Annotated in this window: 32 protein-coding genes and 1 pseudogene; 25 read left to right on the top strand and 8 right to left on the bottom strand. The window is 62.2% G+C overall.

What is annotated here, in order from left to right:
• Positions 1-414: 414 nt before the first annotated feature.
• Both NKH17_RS00940 and NKH17_RS00935 read right to left on the bottom strand, forming a co-directional pair.
• Positions 415-648, bottom strand: a complete 234-nt coding sequence (locus NKH17_RS00940) for a hypothetical protein (protein WP_352476082.1) — start codon at positions 646-648, stop codon at positions 415-417.
• A gap of 128 nt (positions 649-776) precedes the next feature.
• Positions 777-2,837, bottom strand: coding sequence for a N,N-dimethylformamidase beta subunit family domain-containing protein (locus NKH17_RS00935; protein WP_352897951.1), 2,061 nt, complete (start codon positions 2,835-2,837; stop codon positions 777-779).
• Positions 2,838-3,035: 198 nt separating this feature from the next.
• Here NKH17_RS00935 and NKH17_RS00930 point away from each other — a divergent pair, with 198 nt between their 5' ends.
• From NKH17_RS00930 to NKH17_RS00890, 9 genes are all read left to right on the top strand, one after another.
• On the top strand, positions 3,036-3,809 hold the full coding sequence (locus NKH17_RS00930) for an SDR family NAD(P)-dependent oxidoreductase (RefSeq protein ID WP_352897948.1): 774 nt from the start codon (positions 3,036-3,038) through the stop codon (positions 3,807-3,809).
• 80 nt (positions 3,810-3,889) lie between these two features.
• A complete protein-coding gene (gene hisD, locus NKH17_RS00925; protein ID WP_352645151.1) occupies positions 3,890-5,212 on the top strand; it encodes a histidinol dehydrogenase in 1,323 nt (440 codons plus the stop codon).
• Positions 5,213-5,227: 15 nt separating this feature from the next.
• Positions 5,228-6,250: a zinc-dependent alcohol dehydrogenase gene (locus NKH17_RS00920; RefSeq protein ID WP_352476067.1), complete on the top strand. Its 1,023-nt coding sequence runs from the start codon at positions 5,228-5,230 to the stop codon at positions 6,248-6,250.
• A gap of 30 nt (positions 6,251-6,280) precedes the next feature.
• Positions 6,281-7,012, top strand: coding sequence for a histidine utilization transcriptional repressor HutC (hutC, locus tag NKH17_RS00915; protein WP_352801190.1), 732 nt, complete (start codon positions 6,281-6,283; stop codon positions 7,010-7,012).
• Between the two features lie 224 nt (positions 7,013-7,236).
• Entirely contained in the window at positions 7,237-8,238 is a 1,002-nt protein-coding gene (locus NKH17_RS00910) for an ABC transporter substrate-binding protein (RefSeq protein ID WP_502910574.1), read from the top strand.
• Positions 8,239-8,335: 97 nt separating this feature from the next.
• Positions 8,336-9,133 carry an ABC transporter permease gene (locus NKH17_RS00905; RefSeq protein ID WP_352970106.1) on the top strand — a complete coding sequence of 266 codons (798 nt, stop codon included), beginning with the start codon at positions 8,336-8,338 and terminating at the stop codon, positions 9,131-9,133.
• A gap of 10 nt (positions 9,134-9,143) precedes the next feature.
• Complete coding sequence (locus NKH17_RS00900; RefSeq protein ID WP_352897931.1) at positions 9,144-9,926, top strand: ABC transporter ATP-binding protein; 783 nt, start codon at positions 9,144-9,146, stop codon at positions 9,924-9,926.
• 266 nt (positions 9,927-10,192) lie between these two features.
• Positions 10,193-10,594 (top strand): YciI family protein, encoded by a 402-nt coding sequence (locus tag NKH17_RS00895; RefSeq protein WP_352475767.1) that lies wholly within the window; start codon positions 10,193-10,195, stop codon positions 10,592-10,594.
• An 85-nt stretch (positions 10,595-10,679) separates the two neighbouring features.
• The gene (locus NKH17_RS00890) at positions 10,680-11,936 is read left to right on the top strand and encodes an RNA polymerase sigma factor (protein ID WP_352897929.1); all 1,257 of its coding nucleotides are present in this window, start codon (positions 10,680-10,682) and stop codon (positions 11,934-11,936) included.
• A gap of 138 nt (positions 11,937-12,074) precedes the next feature.
• On the opposite strand, the gene NKH17_RS00885 is transcribed toward NKH17_RS00890, so the two are convergent.
• Both NKH17_RS00885 and NKH17_RS00880 read right to left on the bottom strand, forming a co-directional pair.
• Positions 12,075-12,500, bottom strand: coding sequence for a type II toxin-antitoxin system VapC family toxin (locus tag NKH17_RS00885; protein WP_352897927.1), 426 nt, complete (start codon positions 12,498-12,500; stop codon positions 12,075-12,077).
• Positions 12,500-12,742 carry a type II toxin-antitoxin system Phd/YefM family antitoxin gene (locus NKH17_RS00880; protein ID WP_352897925.1) on the bottom strand — a complete coding sequence of 81 codons (243 nt, stop codon included), beginning with the start codon at positions 12,740-12,742 and terminating at the stop codon, positions 12,500-12,502. Before NKH17_RS00880 ends, NKH17_RS00885 begins: the two co-directional genes overlap by 1 nt.
• A gap of 193 nt (positions 12,743-12,935) precedes the next feature.
• Between NKH17_RS00880 and NKH17_RS00875 the strand changes: the two genes are divergently transcribed.
• From NKH17_RS00875 to NKH17_RS00850, 6 genes are all read left to right on the top strand, one after another.
• On the top strand, positions 12,936-13,259 hold the full coding sequence (locus tag NKH17_RS00875) for an ArsR/SmtB family transcription factor (protein WP_352897923.1): 324 nt from the start codon (positions 12,936-12,938) through the stop codon (positions 13,257-13,259).
• A complete protein-coding gene (locus tag NKH17_RS00870) occupies positions 13,256-13,666 on the top strand; it encodes an SRPBCC family protein (RefSeq protein ID WP_352897921.1) in 411 nt (136 codons plus the stop codon). The genes NKH17_RS00875 and NKH17_RS00870 overlap by 4 nt, the downstream gene beginning before the upstream one ends.
• Before the next feature lie 74 nt (positions 13,667-13,740).
• Positions 13,741-14,133 (top strand): VOC family protein, encoded by a 393-nt coding sequence (locus tag NKH17_RS00865; RefSeq protein ID WP_352897919.1) that lies wholly within the window; start codon positions 13,741-13,743, stop codon positions 14,131-14,133.
• Between the two features lie 85 nt (positions 14,134-14,218).
• Positions 14,219-14,449 carry a hypothetical protein gene (locus NKH17_RS00860; protein ID WP_352645168.1) on the top strand — a complete coding sequence of 77 codons (231 nt, stop codon included), beginning with the start codon at positions 14,219-14,221 and terminating at the stop codon, positions 14,447-14,449.
• Positions 14,450-14,453: 4 nt separating this feature from the next.
• Positions 14,454-14,924, top strand: coding sequence for a DUF1801 domain-containing protein (locus NKH17_RS00855; protein WP_352897917.1), 471 nt, complete (start codon positions 14,454-14,456; stop codon positions 14,922-14,924).
• 108 nt (positions 14,925-15,032) lie between these two features.
• Entirely contained in the window at positions 15,033-15,413 is a 381-nt protein-coding gene (locus tag NKH17_RS00850) for a DUF1801 domain-containing protein (protein ID WP_352897915.1), read from the top strand.
• Here NKH17_RS00850 and NKH17_RS00845 read toward each other — a convergent pair whose 3' ends face one another.
• A complete protein-coding gene (locus NKH17_RS00845; protein ID WP_352897913.1) occupies positions 15,414-16,322 on the bottom strand; it encodes a dihydrodipicolinate synthase family protein in 909 nt (302 codons plus the stop codon).
• 264 nt (positions 16,323-16,586) lie between these two features.
• On the opposite strand from NKH17_RS00845, the gene NKH17_RS00840 reads away from it, so the two are divergent.
• The 6 genes and pseudogenes from NKH17_RS00840 to NKH17_RS00815 all read left to right on the top strand — a co-directional run bounded on the left by NKH17_RS00840 (position 16,587) and on the right by NKH17_RS00815 (position 22,336).
• Positions 16,587-17,684 carry a Gfo/Idh/MocA family protein gene (locus NKH17_RS00840; protein WP_352897911.1) on the top strand — a complete coding sequence of 366 codons (1,098 nt, stop codon included), beginning with the start codon at positions 16,587-16,589 and terminating at the stop codon, positions 17,682-17,684.
• An 11-nt stretch (positions 17,685-17,695) separates the two neighbouring features.
• Entirely contained in the window at positions 17,696-18,355 is a 660-nt protein-coding gene (locus NKH17_RS00835) for a ThuA domain-containing protein (protein ID WP_352475758.1), read from the top strand.
• A 152-nt stretch (positions 18,356-18,507) separates the two neighbouring features.
• Positions 18,508-19,703: pseudogene (gene uxuA, locus NKH17_RS00830) on the top strand (mannonate dehydratase).
• Entirely contained in the window at positions 19,700-20,614 is a 915-nt protein-coding gene (locus tag NKH17_RS00825; RefSeq protein WP_352737264.1) for a PfkB family carbohydrate kinase, read from the top strand. Before uxuA ends, NKH17_RS00825 begins: the two are co-directional and overlap by 4 nt.
• 96 nt (positions 20,615-20,710) lie before the next feature.
• A complete protein-coding gene (locus tag NKH17_RS00820; protein ID WP_352737263.1) occupies positions 20,711-21,493 on the top strand; it encodes an SDR family NAD(P)-dependent oxidoreductase in 783 nt (260 codons plus the stop codon).
• Between the two features lie 72 nt (positions 21,494-21,565).
• Positions 21,566-22,336 carry a GntR family transcriptional regulator gene (locus NKH17_RS00815; protein ID WP_352897907.1) on the top strand — a complete coding sequence of 257 codons (771 nt, stop codon included), beginning with the start codon at positions 21,566-21,568 and terminating at the stop codon, positions 22,334-22,336.
• A gap of 59 nt (positions 22,337-22,395) precedes the next feature.
• Here the strand turns inward: NKH17_RS00815 and NKH17_RS00810 are convergent, their stop codons facing one another.
• The 3 genes from NKH17_RS00810 to NKH17_RS00800 are packed head-to-tail and all read right to left on the bottom strand — an operon-like array spanning position 22,396 to position 22,946.
• The gene (locus tag NKH17_RS00810; RefSeq protein ID WP_352688542.1) at positions 22,396-22,584 is read right to left on the bottom strand and encodes a hypothetical protein; all 189 of its coding nucleotides are present in this window, start codon (positions 22,582-22,584) and stop codon (positions 22,396-22,398) included.
• Positions 22,585-22,592: 8 nt separating this feature from the next.
• A complete protein-coding gene (locus tag NKH17_RS00805; protein WP_352688544.1) occupies positions 22,593-22,727 on the bottom strand; it encodes a hypothetical protein in 135 nt (44 codons plus the stop codon).
• Positions 22,728-22,733: 6 nt separating this feature from the next.
• Entirely contained in the window at positions 22,734-22,946 is a 213-nt protein-coding gene (locus NKH17_RS00800; protein ID WP_254818839.1) for a DUF2934 domain-containing protein, read from the bottom strand.
• Positions 22,947-23,169: 223 nt separating this feature from the next.
• On the opposite strand from NKH17_RS00800, the gene NKH17_RS00795 reads away from it, so the two are divergent.
• The 4 genes from NKH17_RS00795 to NKH17_RS00780 are packed head-to-tail and all read left to right on the top strand — an operon-like array spanning position 23,170 to position 25,482.
• Complete coding sequence (locus NKH17_RS00795; RefSeq protein WP_352897904.1) at positions 23,170-23,565, top strand: hypothetical protein; 396 nt, start codon at positions 23,170-23,172, stop codon at positions 23,563-23,565.
• Positions 23,562-24,782 (top strand): NRAMP family divalent metal transporter, encoded by a 1,221-nt coding sequence (locus NKH17_RS00790; RefSeq protein WP_352897903.1) that lies wholly within the window; start codon positions 23,562-23,564, stop codon positions 24,780-24,782. The genes NKH17_RS00795 and NKH17_RS00790 overlap by 4 nt, the downstream gene beginning before the upstream one ends.
• The gene (locus NKH17_RS00785; RefSeq protein WP_352475750.1) at positions 24,782-25,144 is read left to right on the top strand and encodes a hypothetical protein; all 363 of its coding nucleotides are present in this window, start codon (positions 24,782-24,784) and stop codon (positions 25,142-25,144) included. Before NKH17_RS00790 ends, NKH17_RS00785 begins: the two co-directional genes overlap by 1 nt.
• Positions 25,141-25,482, top strand: a complete 342-nt coding sequence (locus NKH17_RS00780; protein ID WP_352969878.1) for a hypothetical protein — start codon at positions 25,141-25,143, stop codon at positions 25,480-25,482. Before NKH17_RS00785 ends, NKH17_RS00780 begins: the two co-directional genes overlap by 4 nt.
• Positions 25,483-25,498: the final 16 nt, after the last annotated feature.

Below are 25,498 nucleotides of genomic sequence, written 5' to 3'. Positions count from 1 at the left end.
GATCGGTATACGAAAGGACAGGGTCGCCGGGCGTCGCACGGCACATGTTGTTGCAGAACTCGTTTCGCGCGCCATCGCTCTCGGTCTTGGGAGACCAAAGGTGCTGCCCATCAATCTCTTGACGGGCGGTCTGATTATGATTCACCGACCAGAACTGAGCCATCTATCGCCCAAGCTAGCCTGAATTTCGCCAGGAATCGAGTGGATGCCAGCGCTCACAACACACCGCCCGCAGCGGGGTATGTGCAACACCGGTTGCTTGTCGATCACTATGGCCTCTGGCTAATGCCTTAGCGGGGGCGGTGGCGGTACTTTTTGAGACGACCTCAGCGGGCCATCGAAACGTCGCGAGGTGCAAAAACCGCTCGATTGGTCCCAACAGTAGGCGAAACCTCAAAATTTTTTGCGGCGATTTTAGCATTTAAAGCCAATAGCATAATTTTTTGACGGCGTTGAAGTCGCCGCGATCGGGGAAAAACGCGGCATTTCTCTCCCCCAGTCCGCCCATTGCTGCAAGCCGACGGCATCAATCGCATCCTGCTCGGGCTTAGGCAGGCTGCCAACGCGAGCGAGGTCTTCGGGCTTCATGGTGTAGACGGCAAGAAAGCGGGGTATGCAGCGGTTTTTCCTTCGTGCTGTCAGAAGCATGCTGGCTGCTTAGACTCTTGGAGGGCCCAAGTCACTGCGCAGTACCACTCTCTAAATGCCCACCCGCTATCGGGGACGCCGCGCTCCTCGAGGTCCCGCAGTCCGCTGGTCAGTACCTTCGCCGAAGGTTATTGATTTTCTCGGCCGGGTTCTTCTTTCGTGGTGCCGAGGCGGTTAAGCAGATTGAGCGTGATCCTGCCGACATCGTTCATGGCGCCTGCGGCTGGCAGCGCGCCGCACCAGGCAACCGAGCTTGCCGAAAAGATCAAGCCGCCTGCTGCGAGCTTTCGCAGGGTCATTTCGGCGCAGCGGCGGGCGGTGCGTTGCGTATCCCCGCCCTCATACCAGCGCGTCGGATCCTGGAAGAAGCTGTCCGGAAATCCCGTCGCCCGCGCGATCACGACGGTGTCAGCGGAAGTGCCGAGGGCTGGATCTGTCGCATCCACTTCGTAGCCCGCGGCACCGCCCAGCACGATGCCGTCCGTGCCGAAGGTCGCATTTTCAACGCCTTCGAACAGCCATGCGCATCCTGCTTCACGGCTTTCCTCAGTGCGCGTGAAGGGGCGCGCGCCTTCGAATCCCATCAGTGAGATCGCGCCACCGATCAGCGAGAATTCGCCTCGGCCGCGGGAGCGGAGATAGCCGCCTGGTTCGTTGGTGATCGACAGCGCCTGTTCGGCGACCGGGCCATCCCAGGTGCGGCCTGCCTCCAGCGGCGAGCGCCGCAGCTCCATCAGGTCGTCCTTGAAAGCCACAGTGGCAGCGAAGCCGTTTCCGCCGAGATAGGCGATGCTGCCGCCTTCGGCCACAAACTCCCGCAGCGCCTGCTCCATCTCGATCGACATATATTCGGGGTGACTGCCGGTGACGACGGCTTGATGTCGACGCAGACCGTCCATGCCGCATTCGTGCAAGTCGTGATCGGTCAGGACGTCAAACATGATTCCATTTCCGTGGCAGAATCGGAGGAAGTGCAGATCGACCGGCAAATTGTGTGGGCAGCCGCAGAGCGGATAATCGTAATCGTCCCTGAGCGTCACTTTCGGCTTTTTGTAGGAACAGATGGAAACACCACTAAGGTCGGAATGGTAGTCGTAAAGAGATTTCAGATTGTTGGCGATCGCGAAGCGATGTCCCCGGCCGTCGCCTTTCCATTCATAAAGATGATCCGGGAGATATTCGTCGGCATAAGCGAGATAGGTGGCCGTCGGCACGAGATACAACAGCGGCGACGAGACCTGTGACGAGGTGACGAAGAACACCACGCGTTCGTAGCCACCCTCCCATTCGACTTGGAACGCGTAGACGCCTGGGTGTGCGTTTTCAGGGATCGTCACGCGGTGCGATGCCGGCCACTCAAGCGGGCCGATGTCGTCGTCGTGGCAATGGATAGCGTCGTAGTGCGACGGCACCAAGCGAGGCTCGAAGCTCGATCCGTCCGAGCGTGCCGAAGTCACGCAGAAGGCTGGCTGATTGATCACATCTAGGAGCAGCGGATCTGCTCCGCCAGACGACAGGATCGGTTGCGTTGGTAACAGCGTCGGGAAATCCCAGGCAACAGTCCCCTGTGGCGTGTCGAACCGGATCGCAGCAAATTTCGCGTTGAGGGTAGGTTCGTGGTTGGTAGCACTTGCGCCGAAATGGATGCCGTGCCCTTGGAGATTCCACGCAGGGCTGCCAAAGCCTTCATGGAGTTCGTAAGGCGCGAGAAGATCATGGGATTTGATGCGCAGACGCGATTGTTCCTGCCGCAGATCCAACTCGACAGTGAGCCACACACCGGTTGGCGCCTTCTTCTCGACAAGGGTTTCGTCACCGATTTCCACGACTAATGCGCCGTCGCGGAGGCGCAGCCCGACGGCGCCTGCCTCCAGGATCGTGCGCGCACCTTCGTTGCGCGTGAGGAACAGCTCAAAACGTATGCCGTGGAGGGCTTGTACTTTGGCCAGTTCGCCGGGCCGCACGAACAGGAACGACCCCTGGTCGAAATGCCGATGCCGTGCTTCACCTATTGTTTCGATGGCCCAGGTGAGAAATTCCGGAGCCGGCTTGTCGAGCCGGCAAATTCGTGTGGCCTTTATCGGCCGATCGCATGACAGGCTGAGCTTGATCCGCTGGCCTGCTTTGGCACTCCAGGGGGTGGTATAGCCAACCACGCTCATCGCGTCGTGGTCTACTGCGCGCTTCATATATCCCTCCCGATGAACTCCAGATGGGCTGGGGCGAACCGCGTAGACCGGTCCGATGTCGGCCAATGCGCTGCCGCTCTGACAAGCAGAGTTTCGCATGGCGCACTACAGCCATGATGTACATGCTTGTATAGATAAGCTGCATTCGGATAGTCTCGACGCGATCGGTCCAAGCGCGACATTACCAAGGAGGATGACATGCGCAACGCATCTCTCTTCGATCTGTCAGGCAGGAAGGCGCTTGTAACCGGCGCAAGCCGTGGCATCGGGCGCAGCATCGCCGAGGCGCTCAGCGCGGCCGGCGCCGACGTCGCCGTCACGGCGCGCAGCGTGGCCTCGCTCGAGAAGACGATGGCCGCCATCCGCACCGCCGGCGGGGTCGCGCACGCCGTCGCCCTGGACGTCACTGACGTCGACCGGTGCCGGGCGGCGACAGCCGAGGCCGGCAGCCTGCTCGGAGGTCTCGATATTCTCGTCAACAATGCAGGTACGGAAGAGATCCGGCCTTCACTCGATGTCGACGAGGCCTTGTGGGACAGGATTGTCGATACGAATCTCAAAGGCGCCTTCTTCTGCGCCCAGGCCGCTGCGCGGCAGATGAGAGACGCCGGACGGCCCGGCGTCATTATCAATCTCTGTTCGTTAACTTCCGAGGTTGGGGTTCCCACGGCGGTGCCGTACGGCTCGTCGAAATCAGGCCTCCTCGGCATGACGCGGGCGCTTGCGGCGGAGTGGGCCGATCTTGGGATCCGGGTCAACGCCATTGCGCCTGGCTATTTCAGGACAGCGATGACAGACGTGTTCTACAGCAACCAGGCATGGCAGCAATCGATGCTCGCCAAGATTCCGCAGCGCCGTTTTGGTGATCTCCCGGACCTGCACGGAATCGCGGTGTTCCTCGCTTCGGATGCGGCAGCCTACATAACCGGCCAGTCCATTCCCGTGGATGGAGGCTTTCTCGCATCGATTTGAAGGCTTCAGGGGCTGGAGATGTGTCCCAGAAGTGATCGACAAGCGCTAACCGTAATTGCGTCCTAAGAAAAGGAGCCGCCATGTCTGACGTCAGCTTCCACCGCCTGTCATCCCTCAGTGTCGATCAGCGGTCCAGTTTACTGAAACGCGCAGAAGGAGATCTGTCTTCCTTCATCGAAAAGGTCCGTCCAATCATCCAGGCCGTCAAGGATGAAGGTGACGCGGCCTTGCTCCGGTTTGCGCGCGAACTCGACAAAGCCGATGTTGCCGACGGTGGGCTGAAAGTTTCGGAAGCGGAGTTCGACGCGGCATTCGACAAGGTCGACAAGGATGTCGTGGAGAGTATCCGGTTCGGAATTGAGAACATAAGGCATTTCCACGAGGAGCAGCGCCCGGAAACGATGTGGCTCAAGGAAGTTCGGCCGGGCGCCTATGCGGGTGACCGATACACACCGATTGCTTCCGTTGCGCTTTATGTTCCGCGCGGCAAAGGCGCCTTCCCCTCGGTGACGATGATGACCTCGGTTCCGGCGGTGATTGCCGGGGTTCCCCATATCGCGATCGTGACGCCTGCGACTTCGGATGGTTCCGTCGACGCCGCGACGCTGGTTGCTGCCCGCATTGCCGGCGTGGAGACCGTGTACAAGTGCGGCGGCGCCCATGCGGTCGCCGCCGTCGCCTATGGAACCGAGACCGTGAAGCCTGCCGTCAAGATCGTCGGGCCGGGGAGCCCGTGGGTGGTGGCGGCAAAGAGCGTGTTGTCCCCGATCATCAACACAGGCCTGCCTGCCGGCCCGTCCGAAGCGATCATCTTTGCTGATGACAGCGTCGACGGCGGCCTGGCCGCTCTTGACCTGTTGATAGAGGCCGAGCACGGCCCGGATTCGTCGGCCTATCTGGTGACGCATAGCCGCAAGGTCGCCGAAGCCGCGTTGATTGCGATACCGGAACACTGGTCCCGAATGAGCGAACAGCGTGTGGAGTTCTCGCGCGCGGTGCTGACTGGAAAGCGCGGCGGCATCGTGCTGACCGAGTCGCTGGAGGACAGCTACCGTTTCATCAACGATTATGCCCCGGAGCACCTCGAGATTCTGTCAACGGAGCCATTCGCGCATCTTGGACGTATCACAGAAGCCGCCGAGATCCTCATGGGACCGCACACGCCGGTGACCCTCGCTAACTTCGTCCTGGGACCCAATGCGGTGCTGCCGACCAGCCGGTGGGCGCGAACCTTTGGACCGCTTTCGGTGACGGATTTCGTCAAGAGATCGTCGGTCGGCTATGTGACCTCGGCGGCCTATCCGGAACTCGCGTTGCATGCCCGCAGGCTCGCCCGCTACGAAGGGTTCAGCTCGCATGAGAACGCGGTTTCGGAGATCCGCGATCGCTATCTCGCCGGCTGAGCGGAAACGATGACGATGAGGGCGGCGCGACTCCATGGACCCGGCGACCTGCGCGTCGAGGATATCGCCGCGCCAGGCGCTCCCGAGCCAGGCTGGGTGAAGCTGAGGGTCGATGCCGCAGGCATTTGCGGTTCCGATCTTCACAACTTTCGCACGGGCCAATGGATAAGCCGGGCGCCCTCGACGGCTGGCCATGAGCTGACAGGCACGGTGATCGCTATCGGCGAGGGCGTGGACATCGTCGCTGTTGGCGACCGCGTGGTCGCCGATTCCCGTTTCTGGTGTGGAGAATGCGCGCAATGCCATGCAGGCAGGCGGCATCTTTGCACATCGTTGGGCTTTGTCGGGGAGATATGCGACGGCGGATTTGCCGAACAGGCGGTCCTGCCTGCACGCCTGCTGCACGTCGTCGATGCCGCGCTTGACGAACGGGTCGCGGCGATGGCCGAGCCGCTGGCTGTAGCGTTGCACGCAGTGCGGCGTCTGCCGAAAACGGCCGGCTCCGTTCTTGTGGTCGGCTGCGGGACTATTGGCGGGCTTGCCGCACTGCTGCTTTCCCGGACATTCGCAGGTACCGTGCTCGTCGCCGATCGCAACCCTGGCCGATGCGCCCGGGTGGCGCGGGTGACCGGCGCCAGCATCGTCGACTTGAACCGGGACGCCATTGCCGCCGCCACCGCGGATGCCCCCCTGATTGCTGCCGTCGAAGCGACCGGCAGCATCGCAGCACTCAGCCAGTTGCTCGGCGTTCTCGATGCCGGTGGCACCGTTGCGATGGTCGGCATATTCCATGGGCGCCTCGACATCGATCCCAACATCCTGGTTGAACGCGAAATCGCATTGCTGGGATGCCACGCCTTTGCCGATGAGCTTCCCGACGCCATTCGGATGCTCAGCGAATTGACCGAGCCCATGGTCGAACTGATCGACCGCGAGATCGGCCTGGATGATGTTCCCGCAGCCTATGAGCGGCTGTTGGCGGGGCAGGGCGATGGTTTGAAAACAATCATCCGGATGCGGTCTTCCGGGCGCGTGTGATTTCCGAACGTTGCCGGAAAGGATTTTGAAATGATCACTTTGCCCGACACCGCCAGCCCTCTTTACGAGAAGGTCAAGGACTACATCCTGACGAACATCGGAATGGGCCAATGGAGCAAGGACCGGAAGCTGCCGTCCGAAAATGAATTCGTGGCGACACTCGGCGTGTCTCGGATGACGGTCCATCGTGCCTTGCGGGAGTTGACCTCTGCGGGTTTTCTGATCCGGCTCCAGGGCGTCGGCACATTCATCGCGCCACCTCGACCGCAATCAGCACTGATCGAGATCAACAACATCGCGGCGGAAATTGTCGCGCGGGGAAACAGGCATCGCTCCGAGGTTATCGTGCTCGAAAAGATCACGCCGACAAAGGAGCTCGCGCTTTCCTTCGAGTTCGCAAAACGCGCGCCGGTCTATCATTCCATCGTCGTCAACTTCGAGAACGACCTGCCTGTGCAACTGGAAGAGCGCTTCGTGAACCCGGGCCTGATACCCGACTACGACAAGCAGGACTTTTCCAAGACAGCAACCTACGACTACCTCATGCAGAAAACCCCGGTGACGGAGGTCGAGCACATCATCTCGGCGACCCCTGCCGATGCGGAGACGGCGCGGTATCTGGGCATCGATGTCGGCAGCTGCTGCCTGTTTCTGCATCGCCGGACATGGACGGGCGCCATCGTTGCCACGATCAGCAAGCTGACTTACGTTGGCAGCCGCTATTCGCTTGGCAGCCGGTATTCTCCGTCCAAAAAAACTTGATCGCAGTGAAGCGAATCAGACTCGGAAGGAGGGGTCTAACTTGTATATGCATGTATGTATTTAGCCTTGACATCCGCTATTGCTAACGTTGAAGTGTCGTCGCACTTTCGTTGAACGGGCAGCTAAGATGCCGAGGCACGGTGCCGCAAGAGCAGACGCCGGCATTCTCACCAGGCCGGAGTTTGGTTCAAAAAAGCGGCCTGATCATCAAGGGGAACAAGATGATGCGTAATCTAGCAGGACAATTTCGGGCGCTCGTTATGGCTGCTGCTGTCGGGTTTGCCCCGGCGGCCTACGCGGCCGACACGACAATTCCGGCGACGCCTGAGGCAGGAACGTTCAAGATCGGCATCGAGCCATGGCTGGGCTACGGCCAGTGGCACGTCGCCGAGGCCAAGGGCCTGTTCAAGGCAAGCGGGCTGTCCGACGTGCAGATCGTGAACTTCGCGGAGGACAAGGATATCAACGCCGCCCTGGCGAGCGGCCAGCTCGATGCCGCCAACATCGCGACGCACACGGCTATGGGAATGGTTGCGGCCGGCCTGCCGGTGAAGATCGTGCTTCTGCTCGACGTCAGCATGACGGCAGACGCCATGATCGCCGGCAAGGACATCGCTTCCGTCGCCGACCTCAAGGGCAAGCAGGTCGCTTTCGAAGAAGGCACCACGAGCGACATCCTGCTCAAATACGCGCTCGCCAAGAACGGCATGTCCATCGCCGATGTCCAGCCGGTTCCAATGCCGGCGGCGGATGCCGGCAGCGCCTTGATCGCGGGCCAGGTTCCAGTCGCAGTTACCTATGAGCCTTATCTCACCGCGGCAAGAGCGCAGAACAAGGACCTCAAGCTGCTCTTCACCGCGGGCGAAGATCCCGGCCTGATCAGTGACGTATTCGTGGTGCGCGATGAGGTGATCAAGTCGCGTCCTGGCCAGGTGCTTGCCATGATCAAGACCTGGGATGCGGCCCTGAAGGCCTACAACGACGACACGCCCGACGGCCGGGCGATCATCTCCAAGGCGGTCGGGTCGAGCGTCGAAGACCTCAACACCGCCTTTGATGGCGTGCGTTACTATACTCTCGCCGAAAACAAGGATGCCCTGACCGGGGAATTCTCCACCAAGACATTTGCGGATGTAGAGGCGGCCGCCAAGAACGCCGGGCTGCTGCAGGCGGACGTGACGCCGGAACAGATGATCGACCCGTCATTCGTCAAGGCCGCGAAATGACGAGGGCCGGCTCGCGGTGGTGACGCAAATGTCCGAGCAGCGTGCGACCAAGCCAAGCCCGTCTCACGCAGCGCCGGGGCCGGTGATCAAACAGCCGATGCGCCGTCGCCCCTCCTCCGGGGTCGGCGCGCCCATCGCACGCTCACGCTTCCTGATGATAGCAGTGGCCGTCTTTGCCGGCCTCGGCCTCGCCTGGTGGGCGGCAACGGGGCTGGGATTGGTAAAGCCAATTTTCCTGCCGTCGCCGGGAAGCGTGGTGACCCAGCTCGGCAAGCTCTCGGGTGACGGCACGCTATGGCTGGATCTCAGGGCCTCGATATACCGTATTTCTGTTGGCTTCCTCATCGCCTCGGCATTGGCGATTCCGATTGGCGTGCTGATCGGCAGCTTCAGGACCTGGGAAGCGGCGATCGAGCCGCTTGTGGATTTCATCCGCTACATGCCGGTGGTTGCTTTCGTGCCTCTCTCCATCCTGTGGTCGGGGACTGGCGATGCCCAGAAATTCTTGATTATCTTCATAGGCACCTTCTTCCAGCAGGTGCTGATGATCATGGACAATGTGAAGCGGGTTCCCGCTGATTTCATCGGCCTTGGCAGGACGCTCGGCCTGCCGGATCGCAAGATCCTGACGCGCATCGTCGTTCCCAGCGCCTTGCCAGGCATTTGGGATACGCTGCGCATCAGTCTCGGCTGGGCATGGACCTGGCTGGTGTTGGCAGAACTTGTCGCGGCGACATCAGGCCTCGGCTACCGCATCACCGTGTCCCAGCGCTATTTCCAGACAAACACCATCATCGGCTACATCCTGCTGCTGGGCGTGCTTGGCCTCATTACCGACCAGGTCATGAAGGCACTGAGAAAAGTGCTGTTCCGGCAGGAGGGCCACGTGCAATGAGGCCGGGCCGATGAGTTTGCCCAAATTGCGGATCGAAGGCCTCCACAAAAGCTTCGGCACGGGCGCGCGGCGCACGGAAGTGCTGCGCGGTATCAATCTCGATCTTGCCGACAACGAGTTCGTCTCGCTGGTGGGCACGTCGGGTTGCGGCAAGAGCACGCTGCTGTCGATCGTTGCCGGACTGCAGGATTTCGAGGCGGGAGATCTTGCCATCGATGGTGCGCCGATCCTGCAGCCGGGCCTCGACCGCGGCGTCGTCTTTCAGTCCTACACCCTGCTTCCCTGGCTGACGGCGCAGCAGAACATCGAGTTCGCGCTCAAGGCCGCGGGTCATGACCGCGCGACCTGCCGCAGGATAGCGCGCGAGCATCTCGATCTGGTCAAGCTCCCTCATAGCGCCAATCGCTATCCGTCTGAGCTTTCTGGCGGCATGAAGCAACGCGTGGCCATAGCGCGTGCCCTTTCCTATCGACCCAAAATGCTTCTGATGGACGAGCCCTTTGGCGCGCTCGATGCCTTGACCAGGCATCAGATGCAGGAACTCCTGACGCAGATCTGGGAGGAGCACAGGCTCACCGTGCTCTTCGTCACCCATGATGTGGAAGAAGCCGTCTACCTGTCGGACCGCATCGTCGTGATGGGGATCGGGCCGGGACGCATCATGCAGACCTTCAATGTCGATATCGAGCGCCCGCGCCGGGAAGAGGTCATGGAAACTCCGGCCTTCATGGATTTGCAGCGCCGCGTGCACAAGGCGATCCGCGAGGCTTCTAAACGTCCCGGAATGGCTTAGGCAGGCCACTCATGCGTGTCGGGTCCAAGAGCGGAACCAACGCGGCTGGACGCGGAGGACTCTAGCGTAGAATTACTTACAATCGGCGACCAGCGTAGCGCCCAATCTCGGTATCGCGCCATCGCGACCCCTGACCAGGGGAGCAGCCATCGGCATCTTTCTCTTCAAGCTCGAAAAAAAATCGGCAGGACAATGTCGATTTCCTAAACTCCGTTCGTCGTTTTCGCTGCCGGTCGGTGAGGCCGGCTCAAACAAGGAGACAGACGATGCGTGTGATGGTGCTCGTGAAGGCTACCGAGGACAGCGAAAAGGGCTTTCTCCCGACGCCCGAGGCGAAAGAGGCGATGGAGGCGATGGGCAGATTTAACGACGAGCTGCGCAATGCCGGCATCTTGCTCGACGCCGACGGCCTCAAGCCCTCCTCGCAGGGCAAGCGCGTTGCGTTCGATGGTCCCCGCCGGACGGTCATCGACGGGCCTTTCGCCGAGACCCGCGAACTGGTCGCCGGTTTTTGGCTCTGGGAAGTCAAGGACATGGACGAGGCGGTCGCCTGGGTCAAGCGCTGCCCCAATCCCATGCCAGGACCGAGCGAGATCGAAATCCGGCCGCTGTACGAGATGGCTGATTGGCAATGGGAATCTGACGCCGGAGGTCACGGAAATCCGTGACCGGACGCGCGAGAAGCGCACCGGCAACTGAGCCTGTCGGCCGCAACCTGCTTGCCTCCATTGTGGCTTTGGCCGACAAGGCAGCATGACCGCAGGCGAGACGCACCAGGCGATCGAGGCGATTTTTCGCATTGAACGGGCCCGGCTCATTGCGGGCCTGGCCCGCCTCGTGCGCAATGTCGACCTTGCAGAGGAACTGGTGCAGGACGCCCTGGTCATAGCCCTCTCCGAATGGTCCAGGACCGGCGTTCCGGCCAATCCCGGCGCTTGGCTGATGACGGTCGCCAAACGCCGCGCCATCGACGCGATCCGTCGCGACAAGATGCGCGAGCGCAAGCATGAGGAGATCGCGCGGGAGCTGGATGGCGAGTGCGACCGTACGGCCGAGGGAAACGAAATGGCCATGAACGACGATCTTGGCGACGAGCTGCTGGGCCTCATCTTCACAGCCTGCCACCCGATACTTTCGGCCGACGCTCGCGCAGCGCTCACGCTGCGTGTCATCGGCGGCCTGACGACGGACGAGATCGCCCGTGCTTTCCTGTCGAGCGAGGTGACGATCGCCCAGCGCATCGTCCGCGCGAAGAGGACGATCGGAAAGGCCGGGCTCAGCTTCGAGGTGCCGCGCGGTGCCGAGCGTGCAGTGCGTCTTTCCTCGGTGCTGGAGGTCATCTACCTCATCTTCAATGAGGGCTATGCTGCCACGGCCGGCGACGACCTTGTCCGGCCGGGCCTGTGCCTGGAGGCACAACGGCTGGGCCGTATGCTGGCGGGTCTGATGGCCGAGGATGCCGAGGTGTTCGGTCTGCTGGCTCTGATGGAAATCCAGGCATCGCGCCTGCCCGCACGCATCGGGCCGGACGGCGCCCTCTTGACCCTGACCGAGCAAAACCGCGGATGCTGGGACCAACTGCTGATCCGCCGGGGACTTGACGCGCTGGCCCGTGCCGAAGCTCTCGGGGGCGATGGCCCCTATGTGTTGCAGGCAGCGCTTGCAGCCTGTCACGCGCGGGCGCGCAGTCCGGCCGATACCGACTGGCCCCGCATCGCAGCGCTCTACGACCGGCTGCGAGCAGTGATGCCCTCGCCGGTGGTCGATCTCAATCGAGCGGTCGCCCACAGCATGGCCTTCGGGCCTGAAGCGGGCCTGCGGCTGGTGGACGAGATTGCCGACGCCGCCGCCTTGCGCAATTATGCGCCATTGCCGGCGGCGAGGGGCGATTTTCTGTTTCGGGCCGGCCGGCTGGCCGAGGCCCGCGCCGAATTCGAGGCTGCGGCCAAGCTCACCCGCAACGCGCGCGAAGCGGCCTTTCTCCTCGCCCGTGCAGACGCTTGTGGTTGACAGCATCGCTCTGCGTGCCCGACGCGCCGCTAGGGCAACATCGAAAGCCGTCAGTTCGCTCCCGGCCAGCTCCCTTCAATGAGCTTGATCAACTCGCAACGCAGCTTGGGTATATTCATTTTGGAGGAGAGGCCTTGATCATGCCAGCAACTGCGTCGGTACGCCGAGAATCGGTCCTGCCTCGGCGAGCCGCTGGTCGAGGGTCCACACTGTGGCGCCATGCTCCGATGCCGTCGCGAGGTGCAGGGCGTCGCCAGCACGAAGCCCGAGCATATGCTGATCGGCGAATTTCGCGGCGACCTGAAAATGCCCGCCCGTCACCGGCAGCACGGTGAAGCTCTCAGCGACCAGCTTATTGAACATCGCGAGCGCAGCCGCGCGCTGCTCCAAGTCGATCTGTCCGGTCCGAAGCTTGATCGCCATGGCGGAGGACATCTCGGTGATGGTCCAGTCGCTGATCACAAGTTGCGCTGGGTCCTGCTCCGCCAGCCAGCCCTGAACGCGCGCGGTCATGGCTTCGTTGGATAGCGCCGCGAGGATCAGCGAAGTATCGAGATAGGACATCAATAGCGATCGCCATCTCGCATCGATCGCACCAGATCGGCGGCAGCCTGAGCCTGCAGAGGCATGGTTGCGGTCAGGGATTGGAGCAGGACGCCGTCGATCCGTTTGCGAGGGCGGGCCACGGCCGTGAGCCTGGCGACCGGCTTGCCACGCCGGGTTATGTCGATCGAGTCTCCAGCCTCGACCCGGTCGATGAGCTCACTCAGATGTGCCTTGGCGTCCGCCAGATTGACCGCGCCCATGTCAGCTCCTGACCATGTAGATGGTCATATAGCGCATCACGTGTGACAATTCCAGTGCACGGCGAATAAGCAACTGGCTGCGTGAGCGAAGCAAGTGACCGCTCCTGCAACGAGAATTATGCCGCTTCCCGCTTGACTCACACATATCCCGGTGGTTATGCATTGATCAATAGCCGAAGGGTTATCTATCCCAATGCCAAACGCTCACGATGTGCTCTTCAGAACGCTTGCCGATCCGACTCGGCGCGCTATTTTTGAGCGACTGTGTCGCGAGGGAGAGCAGACAGTCGGCGCGCTGACGGCTCAGGCCGGGATCTCGCAACCGGCCGTGTCGAAACATCTCGGGATTTTGCGGCGGGCGGGGCTGGTGCGCGACCGCCATGCGGGACGGCAGACCCATTATAGCGCGCAGCTCGCTGCGCTTGCCCCCCTGATCGACTGGACAAGCCAGATGACCGGGTTCTGGCAGAGCCGGTTCGACGACCTCGAGGACCTGCTCAAAAGGATGGACCAGTGAACGAAATAGCGACCGAAACGCTCTCCGTCATTGTCGAACGGGAAATCGCTTATCCGCCCGAGAAGATCTGGCGCGCGCTCACGCAACCACACTTGATCGAGGAGTGGCTTATGAAAAACGACTTCAAACCTGTCGCGGACCACCGTTTCAACCTTCACGCGGCCTGGGGCTCTGTCGAATGTCAGGTCCAGACGGTCGAGCCGAACAGAACGCTGACCTACACGTGGAATACCAAGGATCTCAAGAGTGTCGTCTCCTGGACGATCACCCCCACGAGCACCGGCGCCCGCTTGCGCATGGAACAGTCCGGCTTTCGGCCGGATCAGCAGCCTTACTTCCGGGGTGCCAAAGTCGGCTGGCCGAGGTTCTTTGACGATCTGGAGCAGATTCTGGCGCGAACGGACTGAGATCCGCCAGCGCTATTCAAGCAAGGGCTCTGTTACAGGGCGGCAGATGGCGGAGCGATAATGGAGGCAAGCCAATGAAGATCAAGTTGACCAAAGTATACGTGGATGACCAGGAAAAGGCTCTGGGTTTCTACACCGAAACGCTCGGCTTTACCAAGAAGGCCGATTTCAGCAATGGGCCGTTTCGCTGGCTGACCGTCGCATCACCCGACGAGCCGGACGGTGCCGAGCTGCAACTCGCGCTCAATGACAACGCCGCTGCAAAGACCTACCAGCAAGCCATTTTCCAGCAGGGCCAGCCCGCGGTCATGTTCTTCACCGATAACGTCAAGGGGGACTACGAGCGCATCAAAGCGCGCGGCGCCAAGTTCACCATGCCGCCGACCGAAGTAACCGGCTCGATCATAGCCCAGCTGAACGACAACTGCGGCAATCTCATTCAAATCACACAGCTGGCGCGCTGGTAAGGCACGCATTCAGTGGCGTGGCTGCCCGGCGGGAGCGCCAAACGGGCCGCCCGATCCGCTCGGTTCGTCTTCAGAGGAGGTCTCAATGGATTGGAACAAATGGGTTCGGCAGATCCACCGCTGGCTGTCGATCATCTTTGCGGCGGTCGTCGCCGCCATCTTCATCAGCCTGGGAGTAGGCAAGGAACCCTCCTACTGGGTATACCTCTTGCCGCTGTTTCCACTCGGCTTGCTCCTGCTTACCGGACTGTACATGTTCGTGCTGCCTTACGCGCCCAAGCGGCGCAGCGCGGGGGGCACCGGCGCATTGGAGTGAATGCATGGCCAACAAGACGTCCATCAAGTCATCGGCGGTCGCGAAGAAGTCCGCCGCCAAGCCTGCAGCCGCCAAGCCGGTCCTCCTCGCAGGCGGCAACCCGCAGATCCCGAAGGGTGATGGTGACGCTCCTGTGCAGGCCTACATCGCGGCCATGCCGGGCTGGAAACGCGACATCGGGCGTCGCCTCGACGCGCTCATCGTGCGCAACGTCCCTGACGTGCGCAAGGCCGTCAAATGGAACTCGCCCTTCTACGGCGTAGAGGGTCAGGGGTGGTTCCTCAACTTCCATTGCTTCACAAAGTACATCAAGCTGGCTTTCTTCCGCGGCGCGTCGCTGCGTCCCGTCCCACCCGGTGAGTCCAAGCACAAGGACGTGCGCTACCTCGATATCTACGAGGACGACCTGCTCGACGAAGCTCAACTCGCCGACTGGATAAAGCAAGCCAGCCAATTGCCAGGCGAGCGAATGTGAGTGGAATGCCAGTCATCCCGGCAAATCCGGTGCCGACTAGCGGTATTCATGTGACGGGCGAGCGGCAACAACCAAGGGAAAGCGACAATGATGATGAAGAGTGACTCAATGGAAAGAAGTGCAGGCAACTCTCCCTCTCAGCTGATCGATGCGAGGATCAGCGAGCTGGGCGATTGGCGAGGCAAGACGCTTTCCCATGTCCGCGCCCTCATCAAGCAGGCCGACCCGGAAGTGGTCGAGGAGTGGAAGTGGCGAGGCGTTCCGGTGTGGTCGCACGCCGGAATAATCTGCACTGGCGAGACCTACAAGAACGCCGTGAAAGTGACCTTCGCAAAGGGCGCCTCGCTGCAGGACCCTTCCGGCCTGTTCAACTCCAGCCTCGAAGGCAACACCAGGCGCGCCATCGATATCCGTGAGGGCGAAGACATAGATGAGAATGCGTTCAAGGCGCTGATACGCGCTGCTGCCGCCCTGAACACGGCCCGATAGTCAGCTCCGGCCGATATGGTCGGCTAGCGGGCCGAGAGCGGCGAGCACGGCTTCGCCGGTGGCTTGCGTCGCGTTCTCATGCGGCGCGCGCAGGTTCAGCCAGCGTCTGTCGCCGGACCGTACCGCCAGCACTGCCTTCATCGCAGTGATGAGGCCGGCGTCCTGGATGATTTTGCGGAACGCCCTGATGGCGGCATCCGCGTCGGTAGTGTCCTCTCCCGCCAGCACTGCGTCGTAGAGGGCCCGGATCGCTGCGGCATTCAGATTGACTGTCGCCGAGATGCAGCCGGCAGCACCGTTGGCGAGGCCTTTCGTCAGCTGTGCTTCCGAACTCGGGAACACCGCGACCCTTGGGGCTGCCGCAATGACCGCCGCGGTGTTGTTCCAGTCGCCGGCGCTGTCCTTGTAAGCCACCACGACATCGGGAAACGCTTCGCTCAATCGGGCGGTCAGCGCCGGGCTCACCGCTACGCCGGAATTTTGCGGGATGTGGTAGAGGATCATCCTCATCGCCGGGTTCGCCACCCGATCGATCAGCTCGCCATGATAACGGGCCTGTCCGTTGTCACCGGCGGCCGTATAGAAGAACGACGGCAGCACCATCACCGCAGCACAGCCGAGCCCGACGGCGTGCGCGGTCAGCTCGACGGTCTCGGCAAGTGCTGTGACGCCGGTGCCGGGCATAAGCCGGCTTGGCGAAATGCCGGCCTCGACCAGCCACTCCAGCGCTTGCATGCGCTCGCGCAACGAGACGGACAAGGCCTCGCCCGTGGTGCCGAACGGCGACAGGAAATGCGCTCCCTGATCCAGCACCCACTTGGCGTGTGATATCCAGAGGTCGCGGGCAATGCAGCCGTCGTTTTCGAACGGCGTCAGGATCGGTGCGATGGTTCCTTGCGGGCGGGTCATGTGCGTCCTTCTACGGGTGAAAATCTGTGCTGTGCTCAAAGCCGGCATCAAAATGTCGAGCAAGCTACAGGAAGCAGTGTTGCTGAGTACCGGCCGTTCGACCTCGAAAGCAAGCGGCTCGCGCATAAGCGCGCGATTGTGATCGGGCGGCGGTTCTGAGGCTCTCGAGGTATGTACTTGTCACGGGACAACCGCGTCCGGCCGAAAGGGGGGTGACAAACGAGTTCTGCTGTTTCATCAATGCCGCCTTTTGAGGAGAAGCCTATGCGGAGGATCGGTGTCGGCATTATCGGCTGCGGCAACATTTCGGATGCCTATCTGAAAGCATCGCCACAATTCCCGGTGCTCGACATTATCGGCGTCGCCGACATCAACCGGGCGGCAGCCGAGGCCAAGGCAGCGGCCTACGGCCTGGCTGCGATGCCGGTCGACGCGCTGTTGGCCGATCCGCGCGTCGAGATCGTGCTCAATCTGACGACGCCGCAGCATCATGTGCCGGTCGGCCTGCAGGCTGTCGGGCAAGGCAAGCACGTCTATTCCGAGAAGCCGCTGGCGACGACGCTCAGCGACGCCGAGCGGCTGGTCGCGGCCGCGCGCGAACAGGGCGTGCGCGTCGGCTGCGCACCCGACACTTTTCTTGGCGGCTCCCACCAGACGGCGCGGCGCCTGGTCGATGAGGATGCGGTTGGAACCATCGTCGCCGGCTCTGCCTTCATGCAGGTGCCCGGCCACGAGCTCTGGCATCCCAATCCGGATTTCTACTATCAGCCCGGCGGTGGGCCGATGCTCGACATGGGACCGTACTATCTGACCTGCCTGGTCAATCTCCTGGGTCCGGCAAAATCCGTGATCGGGCAGGCAAAGGCATCCTATCCCACCCGCACCATCGGTTCCGGACCGCGCCAGGGCGAAACGATACACGTCGAGGTGCCGACCCATATTTCCGGCCTGCTCACATTCGAGAACGGCGCGGCGGTTTCGATCACCACCAGCTTCGACGTCTGGAAGCATGAACACAATCACATCGAACTTTACGGAACCGCCGGCTCGATGATCGTCTCCGACCCCAATCAGTTCCAGAGCGACATCAGGACCAGCCAGCGCAAGGGCGACTGGACGGTGGCCGATCAGATCCATTCCTATGGCGACGGCAATTACCGGGGCCTCGGCCTCGCCGACATGGCGCAGGCGATCGTCTCGGGCAGGCAACACCGCGCCAGCCTCGATCTTTCCCTCCATGTCCTGGAAATCATGGAATCGATCATCTCTTCAGCAGAGACAGGGCGGCGTATCGACCTGAGATATGGCTGCGCGCGGCCGGCGCCAATGCACGCCGATCTGCCTTTCGGAATTCTGGAATAGGGGATGACACGATGAGCAAGACGGCACTGATTTTCTGGGGCGGCTGGGAAGGCCACACGCCGGCCCGTAGCGCCCACATCGTCAAGGAGATGCTGGCCGGCAACGGCTTCGACGTGCAGCTGGAGCAGGGGACTTCGGCGCTTGCCGATCCGCAACTGGGCAAGCTCGATCTCATTGTCCCGGTGATCACCATGTCGACGATCGAAAAGCCGGAACTGCAAAACCTGACCAACGCCGTCGGGGCCGGCACCGGCCTTGCGGGCTTTCACGGCACGATGTGCGACAGCTTCCGCAACGAGCCGGAATACCAGTTCATGACCGGCGGCCAGTGGGTCGCCCATCCCGGCAACATCATCGACTATCACGTCGATATCACCATGCCAGACGATCCGGTCATGCAGGGCATCGACGGCTTCGCCTACCGTTCAGAGCAGTATTACATGCATGTCGATCCGACAAACGAGGTGCTGGCGACGACTACTTTCACCGGCGAGCATCTCGATTTCATCGCCGGCGTCGTCATGCCGGTTGTCTGGAAGCGCCGCTACGGCAAGGGCCGCGTCTTCTACAGCGCACTCGGCCACACCGCCGACGAGTTCGCGGTGCCGCAAATGCGTACGATGTTCGAGCGCGGCATGCTTTGGGCCAGCCGAAACCCGGATCTTGCGTAGCCGTTCAATCTGAACGCCACGTATCGTTGTAATCTCTCGTAGGGCGGCCGCCCGAACGCGGACACAGCACTGGGCCGCGGTAAGCAATTGATTGCCATGGTAGTATCCAATACACCCGCAGTCTCATTGGGAATGGCGTAGCTGGAGGTCGAATGGAGCAGACGTGGCGATGGTTTGGCCCGAGCGACGCGGCAACGCTTGCCCATGCCAGGCAGGCCGGCGCGACCGGCATCGTGACGGCATTGCACGACATTCCTTACGGCGAAGTCTGGCCGATCCACGCCATCAGGCAGCGCCAGGCGCTTATCGAGGCGGATCAGGCGATGGGCCTCAAATGGAGCGTCGTCGAGAGCGTGCCCGTGCACGAGGACATCAAGCTCGGCCGCGGCGATCTCGACCGGCTCTACGACAATTTCAGGCAGACTTACGCAATCTCGGCGCCTGCGGTGTGCGCACGGTCTGCTACAACTTCATGCTGATCCTCGACTGGACCCGGACCGACCTGGCTGCGCCGCTGCCGGGCGGCGGACGGGCGCTCCGCATGAACATGCACGAGCTTGCCGCGTTCGATTGTTACATGCTGCAGCGCAAGGGATCTGAGCGAGACTATGCGTCCGATGTTCTCCAGCGGGCAAGCGAATGGTTCGAGGCGACGCCGGATGCGTCAAAAGAGCGTCTGCTTGCCAACATCATGGCCGGCCTGCCGGGCGCCTTCAAGCGCTATGACATAGCGGAATTGCGCGAAGTGGTGGCCGAGCAGTCTAGCCTGTCTCACGACCGGCTGCGCGAGAATCTCGTCCGTTTTCTCGAACACGTGCTGCCGGCGGCCGAAGAGGCGGGCGTCACGTTGGCGATCCACCCGGACGATCCGCCGCGCGATCTCGTCGGCCTGTGCCGGATCGTCAAGAACGCCGACGACATCGCCTTTATCCTGGATGCGGTGCCATCGGCCCATAGCGGCCTTACCTTGTGCACGGGGTCGCTGGGCGCCAATCCGGCCAATGACGTGCCCGCCATCGCCAGGCGCTTTGCGCACAAGATCAACTTCGTGCACCTGCGCAACGTCAGCAAGGATCCGGACGGGTCGTTCATGGAGTCCGAGCATCTGAACGGGGATGTCGACATGGTTTCGGTGGTCTCGATCTTGCTCGACGAGCAGCAACGCCGCCGCGACGCCGGGCAACCGGCGCTGCTGCCGTTTCGCCCGGATCACGGCCACGAGCTGATCGATGACGCCACGCGGCACACCCATCCCGGCTACCCCGTGATCGGCCGTCTTCGCGGCCTTGCCGAACTGAGAGGCGTAATGACGGCGATTGCCCATCAGCGCGGTTATAGGCTGCAATGAGGGCGCCCCGCCTGCTCTGCGTCGGCGCGCTCACCTACGACACGATCTTGCGCCTCGATGTCCTGCCGTCCGGCGCCGGCAAGTTCCTGCCGAGCGAGGCCGTGCAGATCGCCGCCGGCATGGCGGCAAGTGCCGCCGCGTCGGCAAGCCGCCAGGGCGGGCAGGTCTGGCTATGGGCAAGCGTCGGCAACGATGCCGTCGGCCGCGATGTCATCGCCCAGATGGAGGCGGAGCGGGTCGACTGTTCGTTGGTGCGCAGGGTTGAAGATGGCCGCTCGGCCATTGCCACGATCCTGGTCGATGCCGCCGGCGAGCGCATGATTGTGCCCTTCTATGATTCCGTCACGCAAGCCGATCCGGACCGTCTTCCGCCCGTGGATTTTTCCCGCTTCGACGCCGTCCTGGTCGACGTTCGTTGGCCCGGAGCCGCCGCGATGGCGCTGGCGAAGGCCCGCGAATGCTGCATTCCGGCGATCCTCGACGCCGATATTGCGTCGCGACCGGTGCTCGACCGATTGCTGCCGCTCGCATCGCATGTCGTTGCTTCGCTGCCCGCGGCGCGTATCCTTTGCGGTCCAGAGATCTCCGCCGGTTCCGCCGTCGCTATTCTGGGCGAACGGACCGGCGCCTTCGTCGCGATCACCGATGGGGCGAACGGCACCGCGTTCCAGCACCCGAGCAGCAATGATGTCCGTCATCTGCCGTCGCCGCGAGTCGAAGCCGTCGACACGCTGGCGGCGGGCGACGTGTTTCACGGCACCTTCGCTCTCGGCCTGGCCGAAGGTTGGGACGAAGAGCGGGCGATAGCAGTGGCAAGTGCTGCCGCCGCGCTGAAGTGCCTGCGTTTTGGCGGACGGCTCGGCGCGCCGACGCGCGCGGAAACACTGGCCTTCATGCAAGGATCGACATGACGCCGAATACGCTCGGGCCGGCTCAGCGAAAAGGGTACGTCATGCGTCGCTGATCGACTACCATGGCAGCCGCTACAACTGTTCGTGGGAGGAGAAATGCCTGAGTTCAAAAAACGCGCACTGGTCACCGGGGCGGCCATGGGCATCGGCCGTGCTGTCGCCGAAAGGCTGGCCGAGCAAGGTGTCGACCTGATCCTCTTCGACCGTGTGGGCGATCAGCTGGACGAGGTCGCGGCGCAGCTTGCGGCGCGCGGCGTGACCGTGCACACCGTGCTCGGCTCGACCGCCGACACTGAAGCCTGCTGCCGCGCCGTCGAGCTTGCCCGGTCCGCGTTCGGCGGGCTCGACATGCTTTCCCACAATGCCGGCATCCAGCGTTACGGAACGGTGGAGACCACGGACGAGGCGCTTTGGGACGAGGTGATGAACGTCAACCTCAAGGCTGCCTATCTGCTCTCCCGCGCGGCGATGCCGCTGCTGCGGCAAAGCCGCGGCGCCATCGTCCATATGAGCTCGGTGCAAGGCTTGGCCAGCCAGGAAGGGGTTCTGGCCTACAGCACGGCCAAGCACGGCTTGATCGGGCTGGTCAAATCCATGGCCGTCGACTATGCGCCGCTCGGCGTGCGCGTCAATGCCGTGGCTCCGGGCGCGGTCGACACGCCGATGCTGCGGGATGCGGTCAAGCTCAACGATAAGCCCGACGAGATCCTGCGCATCCTTGACAACATGCATCCGCTCGGCCGCACCGCCCAGCCGCAAGAGATTGCGGCCGTCGTTGCCTTCCTGCTGTCCGACGATGCCTCCTTCGTCACCGGCGAGGTCGTGCGCGTCGATGGCGGCCTGCTGGCGCGCATCGGCGGTTCCCCGCGCAAGGAATAACGTCGGCGCTGCTGCTTGCGCAGCCATTTCATGAACGGCTTGAAGCTGCCGAGCCTTTAAGGGAATTTGCCGATGGCAGGGCTTTTGGGAATGCGGACCATCACCGAGGGGCGGCTTGGCGAAACCGGCCCCAGCGCTTCAGTCGCGGCGAGGACGTTCGAGGTCCTGCTCGACCAGATCCTGACCTTCCGCCTGAAGCCGCACGAGCTGATTTCCGAAAAGGCGATGTCGGAAGCCCTCGGCGTGAGCCGCACGCCGGTCAGGGAGGCGCTCGCCCGGCTGGCCGGACTTGGCCTGATCGACATCTATCCGCAGCGCGGCAGCATGGTGACGCCGCTGCGGATCGCCGATCTCGAGAAATCGCAGTTCCTGCGCGAGTCGCTGGAAATCGGCCTGGTCAAACGTGCGGTCGAGAGCCCGCGCCGCGCCGAACTACTCGCCATGCTCAAAGGCGAACTGGCGGTCCAGGAGACGTTCGCCTCCATCTCGGACGACAGGCGCTTCTTCAAGTCGGACGAGCTGTTCCACCAGCACATCGCCAGCCATGCCGGCTTCCCCGGAATCTGGGCCGACATCAGCGCGGCGAAGCTGCACATGGACCGCTTCCGCTTCTTGTCTTTCCCGCGCCTCGACAGCATGTCGGTGGTTCTCGGCCAGCATCGGCGGATCGTCGAGGCGCTCGAGCAGGCCGACGCCCTTGCGGCGGAAGAGGCGATGCGAACGCATCTTCGCCGCATCTTCGAGGTGCTCGCAATCGTCCGGGAACGCTATCCCCATTATTTCAAGGCACCGGGCTCGGCTGGAAAGAGGACAGAAGCGGCTGCCGGCGATCTGCCCGAATGACAACCATTCGCGGGACGGAGCGAGGAGGAATGACGACGTGGAAACGTGAAACCAGCCGCTCAGTCCAGGCCTGAGCCTTTCTTCGGCGCTTCCGGAGGCAACTTGGCCTTGCTGCCGGATTTGTCGGAAGTTGGCTTGGCTTCGCGATTCTTCGCCTCGCCGCCTTGCTCCTTGCGGAGCTGCTTTTCTATCGTCGATCGCGATCCTTCCGCAGGGTCCTGTTCGGGATGGCTTTCCCTAGCCGTCATGTCAGCTCCTATCCATTCTGGTCTATTGCATGTGGCGAGGGCTGAGTTTCGCCACCAGTGCTGGTCCTGTCGCGCCCAAGCATCAGCCATGCGGCGAAGAGCACGACCAGTACGACCACGATCCAGGCGACGAGACGAGGCATTGGGGCTCACTTCCCCCGCCGCTTGCTGCCGCGCACCTCGGGATCGGAGCCGGTCTCAACTGTTGGATCGGGCACGACCGGACCGCGTTCGGCTTCGGAGCCCTCAGCTTCGATCTCCTGCACGGCCTGGTCCCAATGCTCGCGCTCGCGTCCTTGCGGACGGCCTTCGCGCTCCCATATCTCATGGGCCCGCTGCCTGATACGCTCTTCCTTGTCCATGACCTTTGCCTCCTGATATCCCTAATCCGGCGATCGAAGGTTTGTTCCGCGTTGCCAGGCAGTTCCCGACGGTTCAGTTGACGTGACCACCGGGCGCCCTAGATGAAATTGCACGCCGAAGTCGCCTGGTGCCGGGGAGAACAATCGTGTGGCAGCAACGCTACAAGCACGTATTGTAGATGCCATTGCAGCTATCGGTCTTCGACCAGACCGGCTATGCCTGTTGCTGACAACGTTTGTGCTGACGGCATGCTCGCCTTCCGACCAGATCGAGCAGCAGTCGAAAACCGCGGCTTCGGCCGCACAGACCGCATCGCTGGTCCTGGGTGCCTGGGCCGCCGGGGCAGCCCCTTCGACATATACGTCGCGCACGTTGCAATCGGTCGGCAAGGCGCTCGTCGATGCCGGTGCGCAAATCCAGTCCGCCAAGTCGCCTGAGCCCAGCGAGCAAGCCGGTCTGACGGCGGTAGTCGGACAGCTGTCGGCGGCGGTGACACGCGCCGCGACGGCGGTGCAGGACGGCAACCGATCGGAGGCGGAACAGGTGCAGCAGGATATCCAGGCTGCCACCGCCGCTCTGAATGCATCCTACGCCAAATATTTCGCGCCGAAACCATGAAGAAGCTGCTCGAAATATCGCTGGGCATCGTCACCAGCGTCGGTGGCTTTCTCGAGGTCGGATCGATGGCAACCGCCGCACAGGCGGGTGCAGCGTTCAGGTTCCAGCTGATCTGGGCCGTCCTCCTGGGCACGATCTGCATCATCTTCCTGGTTGAGATGGCCGGCCGCTTCGCCGCTGTAAGCCATCACACCATCGCCGACGGGATCCGGGAACGGTTTGGCTTCACCGCCTTTCTGTGGCCGTTGCTTGCGACTTTGCTGGTCAACTTCCTGGTCATGGCAGCCGAGATCGGCGGTGTCGCCATTGCGCTCGAGCTCGCCACCGGCATCGGCTTTCAGTGGTGGGCCCTGCCGGTCGCCTTTCTGGCATGGCTGTTCCTCTGGAAAGGCACGTTCGGCTTCATTGAAAAGGGCGTCTCGATCCTCGGCCTGGTCACGTTGTGCTTCGTGGTTGGCGCCGTCATGCTGAAGCCCGATTGGGGGCAGGTCGCGGCCGGTGCCGTGCCCACTCTGCCCGAGCACAACGCGGCCAATTACTGGTTCATGGCGGTCAGTATTCTTGGTGCGTCGGTCTCGCCCTACCTGTTCATGTTCTATTCGTCGGGAGCCATCGAGGACCAGTGGGACAAAAGCTATCTCGGGACCAATCGGGCCATTGCCGGATTGGGAATGAGTTTTGGCGGCACAATCTCGATCGGCGTGCTGATCGTGGCGGCGCTCGTGCTGGCGGCGCACGGCATAGAGCAGGTCGACGACTACCATCAATTGCCGCTGATGCTGATCCAGATCTTTGGTTTCTGGGGATTCGTCCTGTTCGTTGCTTCACTAGGCATAGCCTGCTTCGGCGCTGCGCTCGAAATCGGGCTGCAGCAAGCGTACTTAGTGGCGCAGGGTTTCGGCTGGACCTGGGGCGAGGACCTGAAACCGCGCGACGATCCCGGCTTCAGCACCGTCTACACGGTCTCGCTGTTTCTCGCCGCCATTCCGATCGCCCTGGGTCTCGACCCGCTGAAGCTAACCATCTTTTCCATGGCGCTGACGGCCGCCAGCCTGCCGCTGACCGTGGTGCCGTTCCTTTTCCTGCTGAATGACGAGCGTTATGTCGGCGAGCACCGCAATGGCATGATCGCGAATGCCGCGGTCATCTTCATCATTGCGCTCGGTTTCGTGCTCGCGATCGTGACCATTCCTTTGCAGATATTCGGAGGCACGTGATGGATTTGCTGCGCGACATCCTGGACAAGCAAGTGGTTGACCGTGAGCAGGTCAAGATCGGCAAGGTGGACGGGCTGGTAGCCGAGGTCAGGCCGGGCAAGCCACCCAAAATCGTTGCGGTTGAGCTCGGCTCGATCACGCTGGCGCGTCGGCTTGGCGAGCGATCCGGGCGCTGGATGGCGCGCCTTGCGGCAAGGCTCGGCGGCAAGCGCCATGCCGAACCGCACCGCATCGCCTGGAACAAGGTGCGCGACATCGGCGTCGACATCGAATTCGACATCGACGTGCGTGAAACCGCGATTTTCGACTGGCAGGATTGGCTGCGCGACCATGTCATAAGGCGTATCCCGGGAGCCGGATGATGGCCACCGTCAACCTTGAGCAATTGGCAGGCAGAAATGTGCTTTCGCAGCGCGGCAAAAGCATCGGCCATATCGAGGAGATACGCGCCGAACCGGATGGCGACGACCTCGTGTTTACCGAGTATCATGTCGGCATCTACGCGGCGTTCGAGCGTCTTTCCGCTTCGGCTATCGGCACGGCGGTCCTCGAAGTCTTTCGACTGCGCAGTCGCGACAGCATGCACCGCATTCCCTGGGACAAGCTCGACATCTCCGACCCGACGCAGCCGCGACTGTTGTGCACGATGGAAGAACTTTCCGCTATGAAGGGCAGTATCGAGGGCGATAAACCGGAATGAACGACACTTGCCGCCG

It is taken from the genome of Mesorhizobium sp. M1334 (assembly GCF_040317995.1).
Taxonomy (GTDB): Bacteria; Pseudomonadota; Alphaproteobacteria; order Rhizobiales; family Rhizobiaceae; genus Mesorhizobium.
Note: the sequence above shows the minus strand (reverse complement) of the source record. Positions and strands in the feature narration are given on the sequence as shown.